The 23,496-nt window shown below is 45.7% G+C and carries 38 protein-coding genes and 1 pseudogene; 35 read left to right on the forward strand and 4 right to left on the reverse strand.

What is annotated here, in order from left to right:
* The 3 genes and pseudogenes from QZ147_RS02655 to QZ147_RS02665 all read left to right on the forward strand — a co-directional run.
* Positions 1-104 (forward strand): annotated as a pseudogene (locus tag QZ147_RS02655) (orotate phosphoribosyltransferase); the annotation flags it as partial.
* Between the two features lie 16 nt (positions 105-120).
* Positions 121-603 carry an RDD family protein gene (locus QZ147_RS02660; RefSeq protein ID WP_295146708.1) on the forward strand — a complete coding sequence of 161 codons (483 nt, stop codon included), beginning with the start codon at positions 121-123 and terminating at the stop codon, positions 601-603.
* A 15-nt stretch (positions 604-618) separates the two neighbouring features.
* Positions 619-1,755 carry a PLP-dependent aspartate aminotransferase family protein gene (locus QZ147_RS02665; RefSeq protein ID WP_295146710.1) on the forward strand — a complete coding sequence of 379 codons (1,137 nt, stop codon included), beginning with the start codon at positions 619-621 and terminating at the stop codon, positions 1,753-1,755.
* A 218-nt stretch (positions 1,756-1,973) separates the two neighbouring features.
* Here the strand turns inward: QZ147_RS02665 and QZ147_RS02670 are convergent, their stop codons facing one another.
* The 4 genes from QZ147_RS02670 to QZ147_RS02685 form a co-directional block, all read right to left on the reverse strand.
* Positions 1,974-2,891 carry a bile acid:sodium symporter family protein gene (locus QZ147_RS02670; protein WP_295146711.1) on the reverse strand — a complete coding sequence of 306 codons (918 nt, stop codon included), beginning with the start codon at positions 2,889-2,891 and terminating at the stop codon, positions 1,974-1,976.
* A gap of 948 nt (positions 2,892-3,839) precedes the next feature.
* Positions 3,840-4,406, reverse strand: a complete 567-nt coding sequence (locus QZ147_RS02675) for a ribonuclease HII (protein ID WP_295146713.1) — start codon at positions 4,404-4,406, stop codon at positions 3,840-3,842.
* A 3-nt stretch (positions 4,407-4,409) separates the two neighbouring features.
* Entirely contained in the window at positions 4,410-5,270 is an 861-nt protein-coding gene (locus tag QZ147_RS02680; RefSeq protein ID WP_295146715.1) for a hypothetical protein, read from the reverse strand.
* Positions 5,271-5,280: 10 nt separating this feature from the next.
* Positions 5,281-6,375, reverse strand: a complete 1,095-nt coding sequence (locus QZ147_RS02685) for an ATP-binding protein (RefSeq protein ID WP_295146717.1) — start codon at positions 6,373-6,375, stop codon at positions 5,281-5,283.
* 253 nt (positions 6,376-6,628) lie between these two features.
* On the opposite strand from QZ147_RS02685, the gene rpsJ reads away from it, so the two are divergent.
* The 32 genes from rpsJ (at position 6,629) to QZ147_RS02845 (ending at position 23,381) form a co-directional block, all read left to right on the forward strand.
* Positions 6,629-6,937, forward strand: coding sequence for a 30S ribosomal protein S10 (gene rpsJ, locus QZ147_RS02690; protein WP_034969979.1), 309 nt, complete (start codon positions 6,629-6,631; stop codon positions 6,935-6,937).
* 9 nt (positions 6,938-6,946) lie between these two features.
* Positions 6,947-7,525: a 50S ribosomal protein L3 gene (gene rplC / locus QZ147_RS02695; RefSeq protein WP_295146720.1), complete on the forward strand. Its 579-nt coding sequence runs from the start codon at positions 6,947-6,949 to the stop codon at positions 7,523-7,525.
* Entirely contained in the window at positions 7,522-8,136 is a 615-nt protein-coding gene (gene rplD, locus QZ147_RS02700; RefSeq protein ID WP_295146722.1) for a 50S ribosomal protein L4, read from the forward strand. Before rplC ends, rplD begins: the two co-directional genes overlap by 4 nt.
* Position 8,137: 1 nt before the next feature.
* Positions 8,138-8,419 (forward strand): 50S ribosomal protein L23, encoded by a 282-nt coding sequence (locus tag QZ147_RS02705; protein WP_295146724.1) that lies wholly within the window; start codon positions 8,138-8,140, stop codon positions 8,417-8,419.
* A 1-nt stretch (position 8,420) separates the two neighbouring features.
* Complete coding sequence (gene rplB, locus QZ147_RS02710; RefSeq protein WP_295146726.1) at positions 8,421-9,254, forward strand: 50S ribosomal protein L2; 834 nt, start codon at positions 8,421-8,423, stop codon at positions 9,252-9,254.
* A 2-nt stretch (positions 9,255-9,256) separates the two neighbouring features.
* Complete coding sequence (gene rpsS, locus QZ147_RS02715) at positions 9,257-9,538, forward strand: 30S ribosomal protein S19 (RefSeq protein WP_002941639.1); 282 nt, start codon at positions 9,257-9,259, stop codon at positions 9,536-9,538.
* A gap of 11 nt (positions 9,539-9,549) precedes the next feature.
* Complete coding sequence (gene rplV, locus QZ147_RS02720; protein ID WP_295146728.1) at positions 9,550-9,882, forward strand: 50S ribosomal protein L22; 333 nt, start codon at positions 9,550-9,552, stop codon at positions 9,880-9,882.
* 1 nt (position 9,883) lies between these two features.
* Complete coding sequence (gene rpsC / locus QZ147_RS02725) at positions 9,884-10,585, forward strand: 30S ribosomal protein S3 (RefSeq protein WP_295146730.1); 702 nt, start codon at positions 9,884-9,886, stop codon at positions 10,583-10,585.
* Positions 10,586-10,587: 2 nt separating this feature from the next.
* Positions 10,588-11,013, forward strand: coding sequence for a 50S ribosomal protein L16 (gene rplP / locus QZ147_RS02730; RefSeq protein WP_295146732.1), 426 nt, complete (start codon positions 10,588-10,590; stop codon positions 11,011-11,013).
* The gene (gene rpmC, locus QZ147_RS02735; RefSeq protein WP_295146734.1) at positions 11,000-11,185 is read left to right on the forward strand and encodes a 50S ribosomal protein L29; all 186 of its coding nucleotides are present in this window, start codon (positions 11,000-11,002) and stop codon (positions 11,183-11,185) included. The genes rplP and rpmC overlap by 14 nt, the downstream gene beginning before the upstream one ends.
* A 10-nt stretch (positions 11,186-11,195) precedes the next feature.
* On the forward strand, positions 11,196-11,447 hold the full coding sequence (gene rpsQ / locus QZ147_RS02740) for a 30S ribosomal protein S17 (protein ID WP_295146735.1): 252 nt from the start codon (positions 11,196-11,198) through the stop codon (positions 11,445-11,447).
* Positions 11,447-11,815, forward strand: a complete 369-nt coding sequence (gene rplN, locus QZ147_RS02745) for a 50S ribosomal protein L14 (protein ID WP_295146737.1) — start codon at positions 11,447-11,449, stop codon at positions 11,813-11,815. The genes rpsQ and rplN overlap by 1 nt, the downstream gene beginning before the upstream one ends.
* Positions 11,815-12,051 (forward strand): 50S ribosomal protein L24, encoded by a 237-nt coding sequence (gene rplX, locus QZ147_RS02750; protein WP_295146738.1) that lies wholly within the window; start codon positions 11,815-11,817, stop codon positions 12,049-12,051. Before rplN ends, rplX begins: the two co-directional genes overlap by 1 nt.
* 1 nt (position 12,052) lies before the next feature.
* Positions 12,053-12,598, forward strand: coding sequence for a 50S ribosomal protein L5 (rplE, locus tag QZ147_RS02755; RefSeq protein WP_295146740.1), 546 nt, complete (start codon positions 12,053-12,055; stop codon positions 12,596-12,598).
* Position 12,599: 1 nt separating this feature from the next.
* A complete protein-coding gene (locus QZ147_RS02760) occupies positions 12,600-12,785 on the forward strand; it encodes a type Z 30S ribosomal protein S14 (protein ID WP_002943090.1) in 186 nt (61 codons plus the stop codon).
* 9 nt (positions 12,786-12,794) lie between these two features.
* A complete protein-coding gene (gene rpsH / locus QZ147_RS02765; protein ID WP_295146742.1) occupies positions 12,795-13,190 on the forward strand; it encodes a 30S ribosomal protein S8 in 396 nt (131 codons plus the stop codon).
* A gap of 278 nt (positions 13,191-13,468) precedes the next feature.
* On the forward strand, positions 13,469-14,005 hold the full coding sequence (gene rplF, locus QZ147_RS02770) for a 50S ribosomal protein L6 (RefSeq protein WP_295146744.1): 537 nt from the start codon (positions 13,469-13,471) through the stop codon (positions 14,003-14,005).
* Positions 14,006-14,014: 9 nt separating this feature from the next.
* Positions 14,015-14,371: a 50S ribosomal protein L18 gene (rplR, locus tag QZ147_RS02775; protein ID WP_295146746.1), complete on the forward strand. Its 357-nt coding sequence runs from the start codon at positions 14,015-14,017 to the stop codon at positions 14,369-14,371.
* A gap of 15 nt (positions 14,372-14,386) precedes the next feature.
* A complete protein-coding gene (rpsE, locus tag QZ147_RS02780) occupies positions 14,387-14,830 on the forward strand; it encodes a 30S ribosomal protein S5 (protein WP_295146748.1) in 444 nt (147 codons plus the stop codon).
* Positions 14,831-14,844: 14 nt separating this feature from the next.
* Positions 14,845-15,246, forward strand: a complete 402-nt coding sequence (gene rplO, locus QZ147_RS02785; protein WP_295146749.1) for a 50S ribosomal protein L15 — start codon at positions 14,845-14,847, stop codon at positions 15,244-15,246.
* Positions 15,246-16,508: a preprotein translocase subunit SecY gene (gene secY / locus QZ147_RS02790; protein ID WP_295146751.1), complete on the forward strand. Its 1,263-nt coding sequence runs from the start codon at positions 15,246-15,248 to the stop codon at positions 16,506-16,508. The genes rplO and secY overlap by 1 nt, the downstream gene beginning before the upstream one ends.
* Complete coding sequence (map, locus tag QZ147_RS02795) at positions 16,508-17,266, forward strand: type I methionyl aminopeptidase (protein ID WP_295146753.1); 759 nt, start codon at positions 16,508-16,510, stop codon at positions 17,264-17,266. Before secY ends, map begins: the two co-directional genes overlap by 1 nt.
* Positions 17,267-17,286: 20 nt before the next feature.
* On the forward strand, positions 17,287-17,505 hold the full coding sequence (gene infA / locus QZ147_RS02800; RefSeq protein WP_005869854.1) for a translation initiation factor IF-1: 219 nt from the start codon (positions 17,287-17,289) through the stop codon (positions 17,503-17,505).
* A 215-nt stretch (positions 17,506-17,720) separates the two neighbouring features.
* The gene (gene rpmJ / locus QZ147_RS02805; protein ID WP_169938237.1) at positions 17,721-17,834 is read left to right on the forward strand and encodes a 50S ribosomal protein L36; all 114 of its coding nucleotides are present in this window, start codon (positions 17,721-17,723) and stop codon (positions 17,832-17,834) included.
* Positions 17,835-17,837: 3 nt separating this feature from the next.
* The gene (gene rpsM, locus QZ147_RS02810) at positions 17,838-18,206 is read left to right on the forward strand and encodes a 30S ribosomal protein S13 (RefSeq protein ID WP_295146756.1); all 369 of its coding nucleotides are present in this window, start codon (positions 17,838-17,840) and stop codon (positions 18,204-18,206) included.
* Between the two features lie 10 nt (positions 18,207-18,216).
* Positions 18,217-18,609, forward strand: coding sequence for a 30S ribosomal protein S11 (rpsK, locus tag QZ147_RS02815; RefSeq protein WP_295146757.1), 393 nt, complete (start codon positions 18,217-18,219; stop codon positions 18,607-18,609).
* Positions 18,610-18,630: 21 nt separating this feature from the next.
* Positions 18,631-19,257 carry a 30S ribosomal protein S4 gene (rpsD, locus tag QZ147_RS02820; RefSeq protein ID WP_295146759.1) on the forward strand — a complete coding sequence of 209 codons (627 nt, stop codon included), beginning with the start codon at positions 18,631-18,633 and terminating at the stop codon, positions 19,255-19,257.
* A gap of 14 nt (positions 19,258-19,271) precedes the next feature.
* Positions 19,272-20,282 (forward strand): DNA-directed RNA polymerase subunit alpha, encoded by a 1,011-nt coding sequence (locus tag QZ147_RS02825; protein ID WP_295146761.1) that lies wholly within the window; start codon positions 19,272-19,274, stop codon positions 20,280-20,282.
* 19 nt (positions 20,283-20,301) lie between these two features.
* The gene (rplQ, locus tag QZ147_RS02830) at positions 20,302-20,658 is read left to right on the forward strand and encodes a 50S ribosomal protein L17 (protein ID WP_295146763.1); all 357 of its coding nucleotides are present in this window, start codon (positions 20,302-20,304) and stop codon (positions 20,656-20,658) included.
* A gap of 633 nt (positions 20,659-21,291) precedes the next feature.
* Positions 21,292-21,567, forward strand: a complete 276-nt coding sequence (locus QZ147_RS02835) for a NifU family protein (RefSeq protein ID WP_295146765.1) — start codon at positions 21,292-21,294, stop codon at positions 21,565-21,567.
* Positions 21,554-22,102: a histidine kinase gene (locus QZ147_RS02840; protein ID WP_295146767.1), complete on the forward strand. Its 549-nt coding sequence runs from the start codon at positions 21,554-21,556 to the stop codon at positions 22,100-22,102. Before QZ147_RS02835 ends, QZ147_RS02840 begins: the two co-directional genes overlap by 14 nt.
* A complete protein-coding gene (locus QZ147_RS02845; RefSeq protein ID WP_295146769.1) occupies positions 22,086-23,381 on the forward strand; it encodes a UDP-N-acetylmuramoyl-L-alanyl-D-glutamate--2,6-diaminopimelate ligase in 1,296 nt (431 codons plus the stop codon). The genes QZ147_RS02840 and QZ147_RS02845 overlap by 17 nt, the downstream gene beginning before the upstream one ends.
* Positions 23,382-23,496: the final 115 nt, after the last annotated feature.

Raw genomic sequence — 23,496 nt, forward strand, 5'->3', positions numbered from 1 at the left:
TTTTCGCGCTCGGAAATTTTAGCTTTGAAATTTACGAGCCCGACGCCTGCCCGCTCTGCAAGGACGGCAGCGAGGCGATAAAACCGGGAAGTCGCGGCAACTAGGGCGCAAAGGTAAATTTTGGCCGATAAGACGCGATGCGCGAAAAACGAAGCGCGGGATTTAAGCGAGCGGGGCGCGCGAAAGCCCAAGCAAAAAGCGCTCGTAGCGCCCGTATATTCGCGCTTTAAGGCTTTTGTCATCGATATGTTCATTATCCTTATGCCAATCCTTTACGTCGCGACTTATTTCGTGCTGGGCGGCAAAGAGGCGTTTTTAAACAATCAATTCGCGATTTTCGTTTGCAACGCGCTTTTCGGCGTTATCTCGTCGGCGTTTTTCGCTATAAATGCGCAAACTCCGGGCTATAAAGCGCAGCAAATCTATCTAATCAGCCTAAAAACGGGACGCAAAATCGGCTTTTTCCATGCGCTGATACGCTACTTTTGCTTTGCGGTCGCGGGATTTAGCGTAGCGGGGCTGTTGCTTTGCTTTTTTCGCAAAGATAGGCTAAATTTGCACGATATATTAACCGCAAGCGCTCCGGTCGCGAGAAAAATCTAAATTTAAAGGAAAATTATGAAGTTAGACACTCTTTTGGTAAAAGGCGTAAATGCCCGCGAAAACCCGCATAAGGCCGTCGTCCCGCCCGTATTTTTGGCTACGACGTTCGTGCAAGACGGGCTTAGCGAATTTCAAAAATTCGGCTATTCTCGCGGTGCAAATCCGACCAGAGACGCATTTGAGGAGCTTTTCGCGAAATTTGAAGGCGCTAAGTACGCTTTCGCGCTAGCTTCGGGCATGGCGGCGACCGCGGCGGTATTTAATCTGCTAAAAAGCGGCGACAAGGTGCTTTTAAACAATAACGTTTACGGCGGAACATATCGCTACGCGAAGGAAATTTTTGCCGCGCAAGGGATAAAATTCGAGCTAGTAGACGATCTAAACGAGGTTACGCGGCTAGACGAGGACGTAAAAATGGTGTTCGTAGAAACCCCGTCAAACCCGCTTTTGCGCGTGACGGATATCGCGCGTATCGCCGCGCTCGCGCACGAAAACGGCGCGCTCGTAGTCGCCGATAATACTTTTTTAACGCCTTATTATCAGTGCTGCTTGCAGTTAGGCGCGGATATCGTAGTTTATAGCGCGACTAAATATATCGCGGGCCACTCCGACGTCATCGCGGGCGTAGTCGCGACGAACGACGACGCGCTCGCCGAGCGGCTAAATTTTATGAAAAATACGCTGGGCGCGGTGCTAGCGCCGATGGAAGCGTATAATCTCATTAAGGGGCTAAAAACGCTCGCCGTGCGCTTTGAAAGGCAAAGCGAAAATACGCTAAAAATAATAGATTTCCTGCGCGCGAACGATGCTATCGAGGCCGTGCATTTCGCGGGCTCGCACTCGCCTAACGAAGCGCGTATACAAGCCGCGCAGGCAAGCGGCATAGGCGCGGTGATCTCGGCGCAGCTGGCAAAGAGTTACGACAGCGATAAATTTCTTAAAAATCTAAAAATTTTCGATCTCGCCGTGAGTCTGGGCGGCGTGGAGAGCCTGATCTGCCATCCGGCGTCTATGACGCACGACGCCTTCGGCAAGGAGCTAGCCGCGCGCATCGGCATCACGCAAAATTTACTACGGATAGCCGTCGGTATAGAGGACGCGCAAGATCTAATAGAAGATCTCGATCAAGCTATAAAAGCCGCGAAAATTTAGTGCGGAATTCGCGCGGTTTGTTAGTTTGCGCCTCGGGCGAATTCGTAGTTCGCGGCGCTCGGGCTAAAATTTTAGCCCGCCGTTTTCGGCGCGGGAAATCGCCTAAATTTACCGAAACTACGCGCTTACCATACTCGGCGTTTTAATCGCGCCCGCTCGGAGATTACCGTCCGCAACGTGCGAAATTTTAAAAACGCCCGAAATTTCTTATCTATATTTTACGCTTTTTTGCCCAGCTTTTGGCTTCTGCTCGCCCAAAATCCCGCCAGCAGAGCGCCGGAAACGTTGTGCCAGATGCTAAAAATAGCGCCCGGAAGCGCGCTAAGCCCGGAGAAGTATTTAATCGCGAGCGCGACGCTAAGCCCTGAGTTTTGCATGCCGACTTCGATACTGATGGTGCGCGCGATCCGCTCATCAAACCCTAGCGCCCTAGCGCCTAGATATCCGCATATCAGCCCTGCCGCATTGTGCGCCATAACGGCGAAAACGACCGTTAACCCGACCTTTTCGACGTTTGCGTGGTTAAGCGCTACGACGATTGCGATAATTAGCACGATAGCGCCGATCGAGACGGCGGGTAGGGCGCTTTGTAGGCGCGCTACCGCGCGGTGCGCGAAGGTATTTAAACTAACGCCTACGGCTAGCGGTACGAGCGTGATTTTGACGAGGTCGATCAGCATGTCAGTCGCCGGTACCGGTACTTTTTGCCCGATATAAAGCCACGTAAGCAGCGGCATCAATACGATGGATAGCAGCGTCGAGCATAGCGTCATGCTTACCGACAGCGCGACGTTCCCGCGAGCCAGATAGGTAATGACGTTACTCGCCGTTCCGCCCGCGCTCGTGCCTACTAGCATCATACCTGCGGTAAGCTCGTCGTTTAAATTTAATAACCTAGAAACGCCCAGCCCCGCCAGCGGCATGACGATAAATTGCAGCGCGACGCCCAGAATAAGCGCGCGTTTTTTGCTAAAAATGTCCGCGAAATCGCGCAACGTAAGCGTCATGCCCATTCCCAGCATTATCGTTATTAAAAGCGGAACTATGAGAGTTTTTAGCGGCGTAAAAACGCCTGGTAGCGCGTATCCTAGCGCGGCGCAAAGTAGCGCGGTAACCGGGAAAATAAAAGCGTTCATTTTTTTCCTTTAAGCTTCCCGCGCGCTTTTGCATTGCGGGGCGCCTGAAATTTAGGGCGTATTTTAGCGAGTGAAAATTTAAGCGTCGGTAAAACCTGCTAAATTTCAGGCTTATTCGTCTGAAAACGGCAGCATAAGGCAAAGCGCGGTATAAATTTGCGCGAGCGCCGCGCTTAAATTTCACGGCAAGTCTGAAACATCTCCACTAGCGCGCTTTCTTGGATAACGCGCGACGCTCAGCCGTAATTTCACTCGGCGCGACCAGACTATCATCGTGAGTGCGAATCTCGTTGGAATTTATGCGATTTGGGTAGTCTTTTCTGATTGCGTTTGGGGTATGCCGGCGTGTTTTGCGGGTATTTATAAGTAGCTCGGCTCGGCGGCTCTAACATGACCTGCATACGCTAGCGAATTTGTATGTCGTTAATTTTTGGGAGGGGTGCAGAATTAAGGCGGCTTCATCGGTTACGTGCGTGAGACGATATCGGTTATTGCTTGTAATCGGCGATTTTTCACCTTGATACCCGGAGAGTAGAGCAAAAAATTTGGGCGCAAATCATAGGCGACGAATTCGCAAAAAGGTATTGTCACACACTTACAAAACTGCTCGCGCCGCTTACCGCATAAAATACTCGTTAAATTTTACGTCAAGTTTGAAAAGGTCTTAAAGTCGGCAAACGATAAACGCGTAGCTAAACCGCAGCGATGTGCCAAGTACGCAAAACTACAAGCGTGGGTAAATACGTGGCAGGTAAAAGGGCAAACGGAGCTTTTGTTTATAACGCTAGAAAATTTAAACGAACCGTACGTAGCCAAACGGAGGAAAAGCGCAGCGTAAATTTGCGCGGATATCCAAGCAAGCTGCCTATGAACGCAAAAAAATCGGCTCGCAAGCCTAGGCGAAAGTAGCTAAAATCTTACGAAAATTTAGCACCCAAGCGCTAAATTTTAATCAAAAAGCGAATTTTGCCTTGCTTTTAGCGCGAAGCTTTTGCGGTGGATATCGCAGTATCCGCGCGCGGCGATCGCGTCCAGATGCGCCTTTGTACCGTAGCCTTTGTGCGCGGCAAAGCCGTATCCCTCATAAACGACGTTCCACGCGTTCATCAGCGCGTCGCGGCTGACCTTGGCCAGGATGCTTGCGGCGCTCACTTGCGCGACTTTTCCATCGGCTTTAATCATCGTTTTTATGCCGGTGCCGTAGTTTGCGTTGCCGTCGTAGAGCAACTCGCAGTCCGCAAAATGCGCTTTAAATAGCCGCAGCGCGCGCCTAAGACACTCGCTAAGGCCTAGCTGGTCGATTTGCTCGTTTGAAAAATACGCGATGAGAAATTCCGAGCTTCCCGCGATCTCTTTAAACAGCTCCTCGCGCCGCTTTGCGGTTAGTTTTTTAGAGTCGTTTAGCCCCGCTATCTCGCGCTTTAGCACGCATGCGGCTACCGCCATGGGGCCTGCCAGCGCGCCGCGACCCGCTTCATCAATGCCGCAGATTTTTAGATTAAATTTAGCGCACATTTATTAAAGTCCGAAATTTTGCTTAAAAAACGGCTTTACTTCGTCAAGCGGCGCGCAAATTTCGTCGCCGTCGTAAAAGCAAATCCCTGCGGGACTTAGCGTAAAATTTGAGTTGGGGTTAATTTTATTTTTCGCAAAAATCGCCAGCAAGTTTTCATCTCTCAAATCTTTAAAAACGCTTTCTAGCGGCAGCTTTTTTACGCCTTTTGCAAGGGTTACGCCGCACGCCCTGCTCGTTTTGGAACTTATCTCGCATGCGCTTTTAAAGATTTCGTTTTGATAAAATAGCTCTTTTATTTTGCTGTACGCGGTGTTTTCGCTCCTGGTTTTTAGCGTATTTTTTAGTTCTTCTTGAAGCGATTTTTGGACTTTGCTTTGAAATTTAGCGGCATAAAAGTCGCTTATTATCGCTTCGTAATTAGTTCCGTTCGCGTCTAAAATTTGCACCGCCTCGGCTAAAATTTGATATGTAAATTCCGCATTGGCCGCCGCTTTCATTGCTTTGCCTTTTACGGCTAGCTTTCCGATTAGTTCGCCGTCATCGCTTGATTTTAGTTCTAAATTTAGCCATTTAGACTGGGCGTTTAGCGCCGAAATTTTAGCGCCGTTTCGCTCTAATCCGCCTTGCGTAAAGTCTAGTTTAGTTCCTTTAAAAAATAGTCGTCCGTTAATTTTGGGCGGTAAAACCAACTCGTTTTTGTTCTTAAAATTTTCAAATTCGACGTCGAAAAAGTCGACGAAAATTTCAAATTTCTCTCCGTCGGCATCGCCGATAATCTTGAAAATTTCGCCCGTATTTTCATGCCTTATCTCATAGCCGAACATACTAAAAATCGCTAAAAAAATCGATAAAATCGCTCTCACTTTCGTCCTTTCATATGCTCAAGGCCCATCGCGCAAAAGGTAAAATTTCGCATTTTATGCCCTCTATACTCGTCTCGCCCGAGTTTGCCACGCTGATTGCTTGTAGCCTATTTATACCTAAATTTTTTAAATTTGCGTGTAGTTTTTTAAATTTTAAAAAGACCAAATCCGCATCGCTAAACGGCGAGCAAATGATCGCAAGTTTCCTTTTTGGCAGGAAAAAATCAAGCTCTTTTGTATAAAAAATCTGCTCGTTAAATTTGGCTAACTCGCAAAAAACCGTGTTGTTAAAAATTTTAGCGAAGTCCTTTTTTAGGCTTAGCGCACTTTTAAACGCAAAGTCGTTAAAATAAAGCCTTTTTGCGGCGTTTGGCTCGTTAAATTTTTCTACCAAGCTAACCGCGCTCATGTTTTCAAGCTCGCTAAGCGCGCCGTAGACGCTATCTTTCGAGATTTTGCGGGCGGATTTTAGCGTGCTAAAAATCTCAAAAACGCTCATGTTTTGCGCCTGAGCTTTCGCGCACTCTTTTAGTACGGCTAGTTGCGTGGCTGATAGCGACGATTTTAGCGCGGTTTGTAGATTTGCCGCGACGTTTTCGGCGTCGCTAAAGGCCGATGCCGGACTCCTGCCGTGGAGCAAAAAGTGGCTAAAAAGCGTCTGGGGATCGAACTTTTTTGAAAAAAAGGCGATAAATTCCTCGTAGTCTAAAAAATCCAAATTTAGCTCGCTAAAGCCGTTTAAATTTGCATCTTTAAACCGAGAGGCGACGATAAAATTTTGCAAATTTAACTCTAAAATTGGCTCAAATTTACCCCAAAATCTCTGCTCGAAATCATCGATCGCTAGAGCTTTTATCTGCGGATTTTGGCGTAAAAACTCGGGCAAATTTGACAAAATATCATCCGCATCTATACGAAGGTCGCCTAAATTTACGTACAAAAACTCTTTGCTCTCAAATGCTGATAAAAAGCCCGCGATTAGGTATGTTTTGCCGCTTCCTATACCACCTTTTATCAGCGTTTTTGGTGCCGTGATTTCAAATTTTCTATTTATAAATTTGATATTTTTGGGCGGGTTTTGATAAAGCGCGTTTAGAGCTTGCATTTTTGACCTTTAAAATTTTTGGGAAATTATAAAATTATTTCCTTATAAAAAGGAAATAATTTAGCAAAATTTTGGCTAAAAAAGCCTAATTTCTTGACATTATACGCGCTTTTTTGTAAAATCGCGATCTCTTTACGGCAAGGTTTCAAGCCGCTCGTAAGATCGCGCCCTAAATTTCGGCGCAAATCCTATGCGAGTTTGCCGAAGTAAAGGGGTCGCGAGTCGCGATAAGTTCTTTTTAAAGGAAATTAAAATGGAAAGAATCAGGTTAAAGCTTAAAGCTTACGACCATAGAGTTCTAGACCGCACAGTTGCAGCAATCGTAGAAGCTGTCAAACGAACCGGCGCCGACGTTAGAGGACCGGTACCGATGCCTACTAAAATCAAACGCTACACAGTCTTAAAATCTCCTCACGTAAACAAAGACTCTCGCGAGCAGTTTGAAATGAGAATCCACGCTAGAATGCTAGATATCGTAGCGGCTACTCCGGAAACCGTAGATAGTCTAACCAAACTCGACCTTGCCCCTGAGGTAAACGTCGAAGTTAGAGCGATGAAATAAGGAAAAGCAATGGAATATATCGTAGAAAAAATAGGCATGAGTAGAACCGTTGCGGCAAAGAGCACTCCGGTTACGCTATTAAAGCTCGTCGAAGCCAAAGTTTGCGAAGTGGGCGAAAATAATCGCGCTATCGTAGCGTACGCTAACACCAAAGCAAACAACAAAGCTATCGCCGGACAGCAAAAAAAATATAATTTAACTGCCGAATTTAACAAATTCGCTACTCTCGAAGTAGCAAACACCGAACCGGGAAATCTCGACGTTTCCGCGCTAAGCGAAGCTAAAATTTTAAAAGTTAGCTTTAACTCAAAAGGTAGAGGCTATCAAGGCGTGGTAAAAAGACACGGATTTGCCGGCGGTCCGAAATCTCACGGTTCTCGCTTCCATAGACGACACGGCTCTATCGGCGATTGCGAATGGCCGGGACGCGTTCAGCCTGGTATGAAAATGGCGGGACATATGGGAAACGAGAAGGTAACCGTTAAAAACGAGCTTATAAGCTTTGATTCCGAAAACGGAGTTTTGGTTGTAAAGGGCTGCGTGCCGGGATTTAACGGGGCGCTAGGCAGAGTAAGGATAGTAAAATGAGTAAAATTTTAGTATTAAACGATAAATTTGAAAAAGCTAGCGAGATAGAACTTCCGTCAAGCTACGCAGAAGTAAATCCGCATAACCTTTATCTTTACGTAAAGTCTTATCTAGCCGCGCTAAGGGCTAATACGGCGCATACGAAAGGTCGCTCGGACGTTAGCGGCGGCGGTAAGAAGCCTTGGAGACAAAAGGGTCGCGGCGGCGCGAGAGCCGGCTCAACCAGAACGAACGTTTGGGTAGGCGGCGCGGTAGCGTTTGGACCGACTAACGATAAAAATTACTTCCAAAAAGTAAATAAGAAGCAAAAACGCCTAGCGCTTGAATTCGCGTTAAGCGAAAAAGCGAACGCGGGTAAAATTTTTGCCGTAGACAGCATCGCCGTAGAAAGCGGTAAAACCAAAGACGCCGCAAAAGTTATCGAAACGTTAAAACTTCGCGATGCCCTAATCGTTAAAGATTTGCTCGACGACAAGACGCTGCTCGCGTTTAGAAATTTAGCAAACTGCTACGTGGTAGACGCAAGCGAAGTTAATGCTTATTTAGTATCGGCGTATAGCTCGGTAATTATCGAAAAAGCCGCGCTTGAAAACATAACAAAAGAGGGCTAAAATGGCAGATATAACTGATATCAAAACAATTATTTATACGGAAAAAACGCTTGGCCTTCAAGAACAAGGCGTCGTAGTTATTCAAACTTCGCCCAAAGTTACTAAAAACGGGCTAAAAGAGGTTTTAAGAGAGTATTTCGGTATAACGCCGCTTCGCATAAATTCGCTTAGAATCGACGGCAAAGTCAAGCGTTTTAGAGGAAAGCAGGGCGTTAGAAACGATGTTAAGAAATTTTACGTCAAGCTACCTGAGGGCGTAAGCCTAGAAAATACGGAGGCATAAGATGGCGATAAAATCATATAAACCATATACCCCTAGCCGTAGATTTATGACGGGGCTTAGCTCTGAGGATATCACGGCTAAACCTAGCGTTAGAAGTTTGCTCGTTAAGATCCCTGCAACCAGCGGTAGAAATAGCAACGGACGCATCACTTCAAGACATAAAGAGGCGGGCGCCAAGAAGCTTTATCGAATAATCGACTTTAAACGCAGAAAATTCGGCGTAGAAGGCAAAGTGGAAGCGATCGAATACGATCCTAACAGAAATTGCCGTATCGCGCTAATCGCCTATAAAGACGGCGAAAAACGTTACATAATCAAGCCTAGCGGACTAAACGTAGGCGACGTTGTAGCCTCGATCGATGAAGGCTCGCTAGATATTAAGCCGGGCAACGCAATGAAGCTACGCTATATTCCGGTGGGAACTATCGTGCATAATATCGAGTTAAAACCCGGCAAAGGTGCTCAAATCGCAAGAAGCGCGGGCGGATACGCTCAACTAATGGGTAAAGAGGAAAAATACGTAATCGTAAGGATGCCTAGCGGAGAGATGAGGCAAATTTTAGCCGAATGTATGGCTAGCATTGGCGTCGTAGGTAACGAAGACTGGGCTAACATCACTATCGGCAAAGCCGGACGTAACCGCCACAGAGGAATTCGCCCTCAAACTCGCGGTTCTGCGATGAACCCTGTCGATCACCCGCACGGCGGCGGCGAAGGTAAGAAAAACTCCGGTCGCCATCCGGTAACTCCGTGGGGCAAACCTACAAAAGGCGCTAAAACTCGCCGTAAAAAAGCGAGCGATAAGCTTATAATTTCAAGAAGGAAAGGAAAATAGAGATGGCAAGATCGCTCAAAAAAGGTCCTTTCGTAGATGATCATGTAATGAAAAAAGTTATCGCCGCAAAAAACGCAAACGATAACAAGCCGATCAAAACTTGGTCGAGACGCAGCACGATCGTACCCGAAATGATTGGATTAACGTTTAACGTTCATAACGGCAAGAGCTTTATTCCGGTATACGTAACCGAAAACCACATAGGCTATAAACTAGGCGAATTCGCTCCGACGCGCACATTTAAGGGCCATAAGGGTTCGGTGCAAAAGAAGATCGGTAAGTAAGGGGCAGGTATATGAGTAAAGCAATTATAAAATTCGTAAGATTATCTCCGACCAAAGCTAGGCTAATCGCGAGAGAAGTTCAGGGAATGAACGCGGAATTCGCGCTAGCCAGTCTTAGCTTTATGCCAAACCGCGGCGCTAAATTTATAGCCACGGCGATTAGTTCGGCGGTTGCTAACGGCGGCTTCGAGCCCGAAGAGGTTATCGTAAAAAGCTGCCGCGTAGACGCCGGTCCCGTATTGAAAAGATTTCGCCCGAGAGCCAGAGGAACGGCAAGTAGAATTCGCAAACCGACCTCTCACGTAACGGTAGAAGTATCTAAACCTGAAAAGAAGGAAGCATAATATGGGACAAAAAGTAAATCCGATAGGTCTAAGACTAGGAATTAACCGCAACTGGGAGTCTCGCTGGTTTCCTACTAAGCAAAGCCTTCCTGAAAATATCGGCGAAGATTATAAAATTCGCGCATTTTTAAAGAAAAAGCTTTATTATGCGGGGATTAGCCAAATTTTAATCGAGAGAACCGCTAAAAAACTACGCGTAACGGTAGTGGCGGCGCGTCCCGGTATCGTAATAGGCAAAAAAGGCTCCGACGTAGAAATTTTGAAAAACGAAGTTTCAAAGTTGATCGGTAAAGACGTAAATATTAATATTAAAGAGGAAAGAAAAGCGCAAGCTTCCGCTCAACTGGCGGCCGAGAGCGTAGCTACTCAACTTGAAAAGCGCGTCGCTTTCCGTAGGGCTATGAAAAAAGTTATCCAAGGCGCTCAAAAATCAGGCGCTAAGGGTATTAAAATTTCCGTCGCGGGTCGTCTTGGCGGCGCGGAAATGGCTAGAACCGAGTGGTATTTGGAAGGTCGCGTGCCGCTTCATACGCTAAGGGCTAAGATCGATTACGGCGTGGCGGAGGCTCATACCACATACGGGAATATCGGTATTAAAGTGTGGATCTTTAAAGGCGAAGTTCTTCAAAAAGGCGTTCAACCGGAGCGCAACGACGAAGAAAAAGGCGAGAGAAAAACACGCAGACCAAGAAGGGGTAAATAATCATGTTGATGCCTAAAAGAACGAAATTTCGTAAGCAAATGAAAGGTCGCAATCGCGGCTACGCTACTCGCGGCGCATCTTTATCTACCGGAGAATTCGCGATTAAAGCCGTCGAGGCTGGCCGCGTAAATTCTCGCCAAATAGAAGCCGCTCGTCAAGCGCTTACGCGCCACGTTAAGCGCCAAGCTAAAATTTGGATCAGAGTATTTCCTGATAAGCCGCTTACTAAAAAGCCTCTGCAAACTCGTATGGGTAAAGGTAAGGCCGGAGTCGAAGAGTGGGTAATGAACATAAAGCCGGGTCGTATAATATTCGAAATGGCGGGCGTAGACGAAGAGTTGGCGCGCGAAGCGTTGACGCTAGCTATGCACAAGTTACCTTTTAAAACGAAATTCGTAACGCGAGAGAGTGAAAATGAAATATACTGAGATAAAAGACAAAAGCGTTGCAGAATTAAACGCGTTGTTAAAAGAAAAAAAGGTGCTTTTATTTACGTTAAGACAAAAGCTAAAAACGATGCAGTTAAGCAACCCTAACGAAATCCGTGCGGTCAAAAAAGAGATCGCTCAGATTAACACTGCAATTAGCGCTTCAAAGTAAGGGGGCAAAGATGGCATTAAAAAGAGAAATTCAAGGGGTAGTTTTACAAAAGGCGGGAGATAAAACCGCTACTATCTTGGTAGAAAGACGCGTAATGCACCCGAGATACCATAAAATCGTAAAACGTTTTAAGAAATATTTGGTTCATGACGAGAAAAACGAGACAAACGCCGGCGATACTATCGTAGCTATCGAGTGCAGACCTTTATCTGCGCGCAAGAGCTTTCGTTTAAAGGCCGTGTTGGCAAAGGGAGTTGAGTAATGATTCAAAGTTTTACAAGACTTGCGGTTGCTGACAACAGCGGCGCAAAAGAGCTAATGTGTATTAAGGTTCTAGGCGGCAGCAAAAGACGCTACGCTACGCTAGGCGACATTATCGTTTGCTCCGTTAAAAAGGCTCTTCCAAACGGTAAAATCAAAAAAGGCCAAGTCGTAAAAGCCGTAGTCGTCAGAACTAAAAAAGAGGTTCAAAGAGACAACGGATCGCTAATTCGCTTCGACGAAAACGCGGCTGTAATCCTAGACAATAAAAGAGAGCCGGTGGGAACGCGTATTTTTGGACCGGTAGGTCGCGAAGTTAGATATGCTAACTTTATGAAAATCGTTTCATTGGCGCCGGAGGTTCTATAATGGCAAACGTAAAATTTAAAATTAAAAAGGGCGATAACGTAAAAATTATCGCCGGCGACGACAAGGGTAAAACGGGTAAAATTTTAGCCGTGCTAGCCAAAAAAGGTCAAGTCATCGTCGAAGGCTGCAAGGTAGCCAAAAAGGCTATTAAACCTAGCGAAAAAACGCCTAACGGCGGTTTCGTTAATAAAGAAATGCCGATAGACATCTCAAACGTCGCGAAAGTTGAGGGATAATATGAGTAGATTAAAAGACAAATTTAACGAAAGCATTAAACCCGCTCTCGTTAAAGAATTCGACATTAAAAATCCTATGCTAATCCCGTCGCTTGAAAAAATCGTAATTAGCGTAGGCGCGAACGAGTCCGCCAAGGATCAAAAAGTGCTTCAAAATATGGCCGATACGATCTCGCTAATCGCGGGCCAGAAGGCCGTAATTACCAACGCTAAAAAATCGGTCGCGGGCTTTAAGGTGCGCGAGGGCTTTCCGGTAGGCATAAAAGTAACGCTTAGAAAAGAGCAAATGTATGCATTTTTAGATAAGCTAATTAGCATCGCTTTGCCGCGCGTTAAGGACTTCCGCGGCCTGCCTAGAAACGGCTTTGACGGACGCGGCAACTATAACTTCGGTTTAAACGAACAGCTAATGTTCCCGGAAGTAGAGTATGATAAAATTTTACGCACTCACGGCATGAATATCAACATCTCTACGACGGCTCAAAACGATAAAGAGGCATTCAAATTGTTAGAACTATTTGGTTTGCCGTTTGCAAAAGGAAAGTAAGATGGCAAAAAAATCAATGATAGCAAAAGCCGCTCGCAAGCCTAAATTTACGGTTCGCGGCTATACTAGATGCCAAATTTGCGGACGTCCGCACTCTGTTTATAAGGATTTTGGAATTTGCCGCGTATGCCTAAGAAAAATGGCTAACGAAGGGCTAATCCCGGGCCTTAAAAAAGCAAGCTGGTAAGGAAGAGAAATGTTAAACGATTTAATTTCAGACGGACTAACCCGTATCAGAAACGCAAGCATGAGGAAGCTTGAAACCGCTAAGCTTTTACATTCTAACGTCGTCGAGGCTACATTATCGATACTTGCCGCAAAAGGCTATATTGAAAGCTACAACGTAGTAGAAGAAGGTAATAAGAAATTTATCAACGTCGTGCTTAAATACGACGAATACGGCAGAAGCGTAATCAACGAGCTAAAAAGAGTATCAAAGCCGGGTCGCCGCGTTTATAAAGGCAAAGACGACGTTAAACGCTTTAAAAACGGCTACGGAACGATCATCGTAAGCACTAGCAAAGGCGTTTTAAGCAACGAAGACGCTCACAAGGCTGGCGTAGGCGGCGAAATTCTCTGCACGGTTTGGTAATCGCCCGGCGCGTTAGGGCGCTGTTACCGCGCTCTTAAAACGGCGCTAGGACGCAAGGCTCGGTAAATAGCAAAAACTATTTTCGGTGCTTTCGCGCCATCGCCGAAATTTAGAGCTTAAAATTCGGCTTTTATCGAGAATGAAATTTTAAATTTCGCAAAAGCCTGAATTTTAGGTAGAAATTTTAATCAGGTTTCGTCGAAATCGACGATCAAATTTACGGCATTGCGGTGTTTATTCGTAAATGTAGAAACACCCTAGACAAGTAAAGGAAAAAAATGTCACGTATCGGAAAACAACCTATCGCTATCCCGTCGGGGTTAGAAGTTAGCGTTGCAAATAACGTCCTGAAATTTAAAAAGGGCAATCACGTAAAAGAGCTTGACACGAAAGGTCACGTAGACGTCAAGGTCGAAGATAATCATATCGTATTTTCAGCAAAAGGCGATGACCGCCAAAGTAGAGCCTATTGGGGTACTTATAGAGCGCTAGCTAATAACGTAGTTACAGGCCTTACGGCCGGGTTTACGCGCCAGCTCGAAATCAACGGCGTAGGTTACAAGGCCGCCGTTAAAGGTAAAATTTTAGAGCTTACTTTAGGCTTCTCGCATCTTATTAACTATGAACTACCGGCCGGTATCGAGGCTAGCGTAGAAAAAAACCTAATCACGCTAAAAGGCGACGATAAGCAAGTAATCGGTCAGGTCGCGGCACAAGTTAGAGGTTTTAGACCGCCGGAACCTTATAAAGGTAAAGGTATTAAGTATGTCGAAGAGCGCATAATCCGCAAAGCGGGCAAGACATCTAAGAAGTAAGGATAGGCGATGACAGCAAAATTACTAAAAAATAAAATTACTCTTAGAATTAAGAGAAAGAGAAGAATTAGAGCCAAAATTTCAGGCGTTGCCAATTGCCCTAGAATTTCTATTTTTAAGTCTAATAGAACTATTTACGCGCAAGCTATCGACGACGTAACGGCTACTACTATTGCGGCTATCGACGGACGCAAAGTAGTCGTAAAAGCCAATAAAGAAGGCGCTGCGAAACTCGCTAAGGAATTTGCGGGCGCATTAAAAGCAAAAGGTATCGACTCGGCGGTATTTGATAGAAACGGCTACTTGTATCACGGCGTTATCGCGGCGTTTGCGGACTCGCTACATGAAAACGGTATTAAACTATAACCCAAAGGAAAATCGATGGAAAAATATAACAAAGAAGAATTTGAAGAAGTAATCGTCGATATCGGTCGGGTTACGAAAGTTGTTAAAGGCGGACGCAGATTTAGATTCACGGCCCTAGTGGTAGTCGGCAACAAAAACGGCCTAGTGGGCTTTGGTTACGGTAAGGCAAAGGAAGTTCCAGACGCAATGAGAAAAGCCGTCGACGATGCTTTTAAAAACATTATCCACGTTAAACTAAAAGGCACTACGATACCGCACGACGTAGAGGTTAAATACAATGCGAGCCGCGTCTTGCTTCGTCCGGCTAGCGAAGGTACCGGCGTAATCGCGGGCGGCGGCGCTCGCCCTATTTTAGAGCTTGCCGGCATTAAGGACATCTTGACTAAATCGCTGGGCTCAAACAACTCGGCAAACGTTGTTCGCGCTACGATTAAAGCGCTTAGTATGCTAAAAAGCTAAGAGAAAGGAATAAAATGGCACTTGAAAATTTAACTCCGGCTTCTGGCTCGACGCGTAATATTAAAAGAATCGGTCGCGGTCAAGGTAGCGGCAACGGAAAAACCGCAGGAAAAGGCAACAAAGGTCAAAGAGCGCGCAAAGGCTACAATGAAAAACGCGGATTTGAGGGCGGACAACAGCCTCTTCAAAGACGTCTTCCGAAAGTAGGCTTCGCTTCTAAATTCGTAAAGCCTTACGTAATCAACGTAGAGAAAATTTCGGCGGTAAAAGAGCTTAGCGAAATTACGCTAGAAACGATCGCTAGCGTTCATAAAATTTCAAAAAGCGTAACTAAGATTAAGCTTATCGGCGCTAGCGCGAAAAGCTTAGCGTCTAAGGTAAAAGACGAAAACGTTAGCGTTAGCGGACAAAAATAATGAATAAAGCATTGACCAACAAGATATTAATCACGTTGGCATTTTTGTTCGCATACAGGATACTGGCATACGTGCCGGTTCCTGGCGTTAATGTCGATGTGATCAAAGAATTCTTTAATTCAAACAGCGGCAACGCTTTGGGCTTATTTAATATGTTTAGCGGCAACGCCGCCGAGCGTTTAAGCATTATATCCTTAGGCATTATGCCCTATATTACGGCTTCTATTATTATGGAGCTTCTAGCTGCGACTTTTCCGAATTTGGGTAAGATGAAAAAAGAGCGCGACGGTATGCAAAAATATATGCAGATTATCCGCTATGCTACGATCGTGATTACGATAGTTCAGGCTATCGGCGTTAGCATCGGGCTTCAAAGCCTAAGCGGCCGCGGCGGCGAGCAGGCTATAATGATAGATATGAACCTATTTATCGCTATATCGGCGGCTTCTATGTTGACCGGAACCATGCTTTTGATGTGGATCGGCGAGCAGATTACGCAGCGCGGTATCGGTAACGGCATTAGTCTTATTATTTTTGCCGGTATCGTAAGCGGCATCCCGAACGCCATCGGCGGAACGATAAATTTGGTGAATACCAGCGAGATGAATTTCCTCGTAGTAATCGCTATTTTGCTTATTATTTTGGTGACTATCGGCGCTATCATTTTCGTCGAAATGGGCGAGAGGCGTATACCGATTTCGTATTCTCGTAAAGTGGTCATGCAAAATCAAAATAAGCGTATTATGAACTACATCCCTATCAAGGTAAATTTAAGCGGCGTTATCCCGCCGATTTTCGCAAGCGCGATTTTGATGTTTCCGAGCACGATTTTGCAGGCGAGTACGAATAAATATTTGCAAGCTATCAACGATTTTTTAAATCCGAGCGGCTATATGTTTAACTTTTTGACGTTCGTTTTTATTATATTCTTTGCGTTTTTCTACGCTTCGATAGTGTTTAATACGAAAGATATCAGCGAAAATTTAAAAAAGCAAGGCGGATTTATTCCGGGCGTCCGTCCCGGCGAAAGCACGGCCGGATATCTAAACGAAGTAGCGAGCAGACTAACTTTGGGCGGAGCGATTTATTTGGGATTAATCTCGACGCTTCCTTGGGTTTTGGTTAAAACGATGGGCGTTCCATTTTATTTTGGCGGTACGTCGGTGCTGATCGTCGTCTCAGTAGCGCTTGATACGATGCGAAGGATAGAGGCTCAAATTTATATGAATAAATATCAAACCCTAAGCGCAGTGGGCTTGTAATGGCTATCGAGCTTTTAAGGCCGGCTGAAATAGATAAGATGCGAGCGGCGAATAAAATCGTCGCTCAAACCCTAGACTACGTATCTACGATAATAAAACCTGGAATTTCGCTTCTTGAAATAGATAAAATTTGCGAGGAGATGATCGTCTCCGCCGGAGCGAAACCGGCGTTTAAGGGGCTTTACGGCTTCCCGAATGCGGCGTGCATCAGCGTAAACGAGGTCGTGATACATGGGATTCCAAGCGCATACGTTCTAAAAGAGGGCGATATCGTAAGCGTAGATATAGGTTCGAATTTGGGCGGATATTTCGGCGATAGCGCCAGGACTTGGGGCGTGGGTAAAATTTCCCAAGAAGACGAGGATTTAATCGCGTGCAGCAAAGACGCATTAAATTTCGCGATAGATTTTATCAAAGCGGGTATGCATTTTAAAGAGGTATGCTATGCGCTTGAAAATTTTATCGTTAGACGCGGATACGTACCGCTTCGCGGATATTGCGGACACGGCATCGGTAAGCGTCCGCATTGCGAGCCTGAAATCCCGAACTATTTGGAGGGCATAAATCCCAAAGCCGGTCCGAAGATAAAAAACGGAATGGCTTTTTGTATCGAGCCGATGATTTGTCGAAAGGACGGCACTCCCGTAGTCGCCGACGACAAATGGGCGGTAACTGCAAAAGACGGATTAAGAACGAGCCATTATGAGCATTGTTTGGCGGTTATTAACGGCAAGGCTGAAATTTTAAGCCGGGCTTAAATTTTATAGAAAGGAAATAAGTGGCAAAAGACGACGTCATAGAGATCGACGGCAACGTTATCGAAGCGCTACCTAACGCGACGTTTAAAGTCGAGCTTGATAACAAGCACGTAATTTTATGTCATATTGCGGGTAAAATGCGTATGCACTATATTAAAATTATGCCAGGCGACCGCGTTAAAGTAGAGCTTACCCCATACAGCCTCGATAAAGGCCGCATAACATATCGTTATAAATAGTCGAAATTTAGGTTGCGTCGGAAGCGCTAATTTTTAGCCTTTTTACCGATGCTAAGAAATTTTAAAGCCGGATTTTAGTAAAATCTGCGTTTTGCAATTAAGCTGTGTGAAGAATTATTTTCAAAGTCTCCCACTTATTTTGAAAATAGTTGGTTTAAAAATCTCTTTAAACCTGATGCGGCGCCTAAAAAGTGGAATAAATTTTAGGAGTTACAATGAAAGTTCGTCCTTCCGTAAAGAAGATGTGCGACAAATGCAAAATTGTCAAACGAAGCGGTATCGTACGCGTTATCTGCGAAAATCCAAAACATAAGCAAAGACAAGGATAAGGCATGGCACGTATAGCAGGTGTAGATTTACCTAACAAAAAAAGAATCGAATACGGTTTGACCTATATTTACGGTATAGGTCTTTATAAATCTCGTCAAATTTTGGACGCGGTTAAAATTTCGTACGACAAACGCGTATACGAGCTAAGCGAAGACGAGGCTGCGGCTATTCGTAAAGAAATTCAAGAGCATCATATCGTCGAGGGCGATTTAAGAAAACAAGTCGCTATGGATATAAAAGCTCTTATGGACTTGGGCAGCTATCGCGGCCTGCGTCATAGAAAAGGCCTTCCGGTACGCGGTCAAAAAACTAAGACAAACGCTAGAACCCGCAAGGGTAAGCGCAAAACCGTCGGCGCAGCGACTAAGTAAAGGATAGCAAATGGCAAAAAGAAAAGTAGTTAAGAAAAAAATAGTTAGAAAAAGCATAGCCAAAGGTATCGTTTATATTAGCGCATCGTTTAATAATACGATGGTGACCGTTACCGACGAAATGGGTAACGCGATCGCATGGAGTAGCGCGGGCGGCCTAGGCTTCAAAGGTAGCAAAAAATCGACTCCGTATGCGGCTCAGCAAGCCGTTGAGGATGCTTTAAATAAGGCGAAAGAGCACGGTATTAAAGAAGTAGGCATTAAGGTACAAGGTCCGGGTAGCGGTCGCGAAACCGCCGTTAAGAGCGTGGGCGCGGTAGAGGGTATAAAAGTAACGTTTTTAAAGGATATAACCCCGCTAGCGCATAATGGTTGCAGACCGCCGAAACGCCGCCGCGTGTAATAAAAATTTAGGAGAATTATTATGGCTAGATATACAGGACCCGTTGAAAAATTAGAAAGACGTTTAGGCGTTTCTCTTGCGCTTAAAGGCGAGAGAAGGCTTGCCGGCAAGAGTGCATTAGATAAGCGCCCTTACGCTCCGGGCCAACACGGACAAAGAAGGAGTAAAATTAGCGAATACGGTTTACAGCTTCGCGAAAAACAAAAAGCTAAATTTATGTACGGTATTAGCGAGAAGCAATTCCGCCGCTTATTCCAAGAGGCCGCTCGCCGCGAGGGAAACACCGGCGCGCTTTTGGTGCAGCTTTTGGAGCAAAGGCTGGATAACGTAGTTTACAGAATGGGTTTTGCGACGACTCGCCGCTTTGCTCGTCAGCTGGTTACTCACGGACATATTTTGGTAAACGGTAAGCGAGTGGATATCCCTTCTTATCGCGTAGAGCCGGGCGCAAAAGTCGAAGTTATCGAAAAATCTAAAAACAACCCGCAAATCGTTCGCGCGATCGATCTAACGGCACAAACCGGAATCGTAGGCTGGGTAGATGTTGAAAAAGATAAAAAATTCGGTATTTTCACAAGAAATCCAGAAAGAGAAGAGGTTATCATTCCTATCGAGGAAAGATTTATAGTCGAGCTTTACTCGAAATAATAGAAGGTGTAATGATGAGAAAAATTACTACATCAGCTTATATGCCGACTGAAATTCAAGTAGAGAGCGTTAGCGAGAATGTAGCTAAAATTACCGCATATCCGTTTGAAACGGGCTATGCGGTAACGCTAGCGCACCCGCTTCGTCGACTTCTTTATACTAGTACCGTAGGATTTGCTCCGATCGGGGTTAAGATAAAAGGCGTTAGTCACGAATTTGATAGTATGCGCGGCATGCTTGAAGACGTCGCGTTTTTTATCATAAATTTAAAGAAAATTCGTTTCAAGCTCAAAAACGATAGCGAACGCGAAGTTATCGAATATAACTTCAAAGGACCGAAAGAGATAACCGGCGCGGATCTTAACAATGACGTAGTAGAGATCTTAAATCCGGATGCTTATTTGGCTACGATAAACGAAGACGCGGAGTTAAATTTTAGCGTTATTATCCAAAAGGGTATCGGCTACGTTCCTAGCGAAGAGATCAGGGGCGAAATAGAAGACGATTATATCGTATTAGATGCATTCTTTACGCCTATTAAAAGAGCGGTGTACGATATCGAAAACGTTTTGGTAGAAGATAATCCGGACTTTGAAAAAATCGTATTTACGGTAACTACCGACGGGCAAGTCGGACCGATTGAGGCTTTTAAACACGCTATCGAGGCGATGTATCAGCAGATGTCGGTATTTAAGGGCGTCTTAAACATCGACGTAAATGCGCCTATGGCTAGCGTTAGCGGTTCGGGCGAGCATTTAAAGCTGCTTTCTAGCGTGGAAGAGCTAAATTTAAGCGCTAGAAGTTCCAATTGCCTAGATAAAGCCGAGATTAGGTTTATCGGGGAGCTTGCGTTAATGGATGAAAACGAGCTAAAAGAGCTTAAAAATTTGGGCAAAAAGTCCCTTGAAGAGATAAAAGCCGTTATGCAGGAAATAGGCTACCCTATCGGTGCGGATATGCCAAAAGATACGCGCGAGCAGCTCAAAAAGAAGATCGCCGAGCTAAAATCTCAAATGGGCGCATAATAATAAAAAGGAAAAACAAATGAGACACAGACATGGATATAGAAAGCTTGGCAGGACTTCGTCTCATCGCTCTGCTTTGCTTAAAAATTTAGCAATCGCTATCATTAAAAGCGAAAAAATCGAAACGACTTTGCCGAAGGCAAAGGAGCTTAGAAGCTATGTCGAAAAACTAATAACAAGAGCGCGCAAGGGTGATAGTAACGCTCACAGAGCGGTATTTGCAAGCTTACAAGATAAAGAAACGACAAATAAACTCGTAGTTGAAATAGCTCCGAAATTTAAAGAAAGAAACGGCGGATACACTCGTATTGTAAAAACTCGCGTTCGCCGAGGCGATGCAGCCGAGATGGCTTACATCGAGCTAGTAGCTGAGTAAAATCAAGAGGGCTTCGGCTCTCTTTGCTTCAAAATTCCTAAACTCTTCCTTGCCGCCTATCTAAAATTTTACCGCATTTGATCTTTGTGGCTCGCAAAAGCCGTTGATATCGTTTATAAACAGTTCCGAATCTCGCCCAAGAAATTAGCTATGTAGTCCCAAAGTCTAACGCCAAATGAACAACCAAAATCAAACTATCTAGCAAGGAGGCCGAGATTAAGGTTGGGCATTTAGCTCGCCGCAGATAGATCCTCATAGCCGTAAAACTAAACCGGCACATTAGATAAATCTTTGATATCACGGCTAAGCCTTTGCTGCGCCTAAGAAAACAAGCTTGGCGCCAAAGTGCGGCAAAAGCCGTTAAATTCATTTGCTAGACGCTAGCCGTCGCTAGCGCCGAGTAGCTGGAGTTTAAATCAAAATTTACTGCAAACGCAAGCGAAACTGCAAAATTTATGCCGCCCGTCACGGCGCGACGCTATATAAGCTACGTTAGCAAAAGCCTAAAATATCGCAGCTTTCGCCGTAAGCTTGCCTTATGTTCCATGTGCGGGTACAAATGCCCTTAATCGAGCTTAATCCGCAATTTCTTATTTTTGTGTATAATTACCCGAAATTTTATAAAGGCGAAAAATGATTCCATTTACGGACGCAGAACTTTTAAAACCCGTCACGGCAAGTCTGGAAAAGGTCCGCCCGATGCTGCAAAACGACGGCGGAGATATGGCGCTTCTAGGTATTAAAAACGGTAAAATTTACGTCCAGCTCACGGGACATTGCCACGGCTGCGCGGCGAGCACGACTACGCTAAAATACGGGCTTGAACGCCAAATTCGAGCAGACATTCATCCCGAGCTTGAAATCGTCAATATTCCCGTCGGCGAAGAGGTAAACTTTGATAAATTATAAGCGCCTAGGCGTTAAATGCTTCAAACGTGCGCTCTTTGACGAGGCGGCGACGTATTTTTCGTTAGCTTACGAAGCGAGCGGCGAGAAGGGCTTACTATTTTTAACTCAGCTTTGCTCTCTGGCAAAGCATAGCCCGCAAGAGGCGAGGATGCTTTTCGAGCTGTTTTTGGCGAAGGATAAATTCGGCAAATCAAGCGAGGAATTCGAAGAAATTTTAGAAATTTTAGAGTCGCGGTTTGAGCCGGATTTTGCCGCCGAGGAGCAAGACGCAATCAGCTACGACGACTTTATGGAGGCGGTTTGGCGCGAGGGAGATTTTAAGCGCGTTTTTGAAAATATTATGTTTTCAACCAAGATTATGATCTCAAACCGCGACGATTTTTTGGAATTTTTAGAGAATTTAATCGACAACGATTTCCTTGAAATGGGGATAAACTACCTTGAAAGCGCGTCGGACATGTTTGCGGGGGATGCGCGCGTAGAGGCGCTGTGGCGGGAGATCGCGCGGAGGCGAGACGATGAAAATTTGCGTTGAAAACGGCTTTGTGACGGATAATTCAAGCGAGTGCGAGGCGAGTTGCTATTTCGTTAAGACGGCGGCGAATGCGAAATTCGCATCCGCGGCGGAGGCGAAAGGCGCGCGCATAATCGGTCTTAACGAATGCAAGCGGCTGTTACAAATCGACGAAAATATCAAAATCGTAGGGATCACGGGCACTAACGGCAAGACCACGACGGCAGCGGCGATTTACGAGACGCTGCGAAATTTGGGCTACAAATGCGCACTTTGCGGCACGCGCGGGGCATTCGTAGATGGCGAGAAGATCGATGAAAAGGCGCTGACGACGAGCGAAATTTTGCGTACGCTTAGCTACTTAAAAAGGGCTAGCGAGAAAAAGTGCTCGTTTTTTGTAATGGAAGTAAGCTCGCATGCGATCGCGCAAAATCGCATCGAAGGGTTAAAATTCGCGCTTAAAATTTTTACGAATTTAACGCAAGATCATCTTGATTATCACGGCTCTATGGAGGAGTACGCCCGCGTGAAATCAAGCTTTTTCGCGGACGACGCGCCAAAGCTAATCAACATAGACGATGCGGGCGGGCTAAAATTTAACGCCGCAAACGCCGCGACTTATTCGCTCAATAAGCCCGCGACTTTCGCTCCGCTAGCATACGGGCTAAAAGGCGGCATAGACGCGCTAGTTAAGACGCCGCACGGCGAGGTTAGCGTTAGTTCGCCGCTGCAAGGAGAGTTTAATCTTTATAACCTAATCGCAGCGTTAGGCGCGGTTAGCCTGCTAGTAAGTCCCGATCCGCAGGCGTTAGGCGAAGCTATCAGCGCGTTTGGCGGTACGCCGGGGCGCGTAGAAGTCGTAAGTACCGAACCGCTGGTAATCGTCGATTTCGCGCATACTCCCGACGGCATGGAAAAGGTGCTAAACGCGCTTAGGCATTTGCGGCTGGTGGCGGTTTTCGGCGCGGGAGGCGATAGAGACCGTACGAAGCGCCCTAAAATGGGCGAAATCGCGCAGCGATACGCAGACGTTGCGATCGTAACCAGCGATAATCCTCGCTCGGAGGATGCGGAGGCGATTATGGACGAAATTTGCGCGGGAATGAGCCCTAGTGAGCGCGTGATAAGAGAGCCTGACCGCGCTAAAGCGATCAAGCTGGGGCTTAGCTTGCTAAAAGGCGGCGACGCGCTAGTGATCTTGGGTAAAGGAGATGAAGAATATCAAGAGATAAAAGGCGTGAAATATCCGTTTAGCGATAAAGCCGTCGTACGCGAAATTTTAAGCGCGTCGCGGCAATAGATCTAATCAAAGGCTAGGGATGAAAATTTTAAATTTAACTTGCGCGGTCGCGATTTGCGCTATTTTATCGGGCTGCGCTAGCGGCGGGCAAACGCCCCGAATGCAAAATTTAGGC

The sequence above is a fragment of the uncultured Campylobacter sp. genome (genome assembly GCF_905371695.1).
In the GTDB taxonomy this organism is placed as follows: domain Bacteria; phylum Campylobacterota; class Campylobacteria; order Campylobacterales; family Campylobacteraceae; genus Campylobacter_A.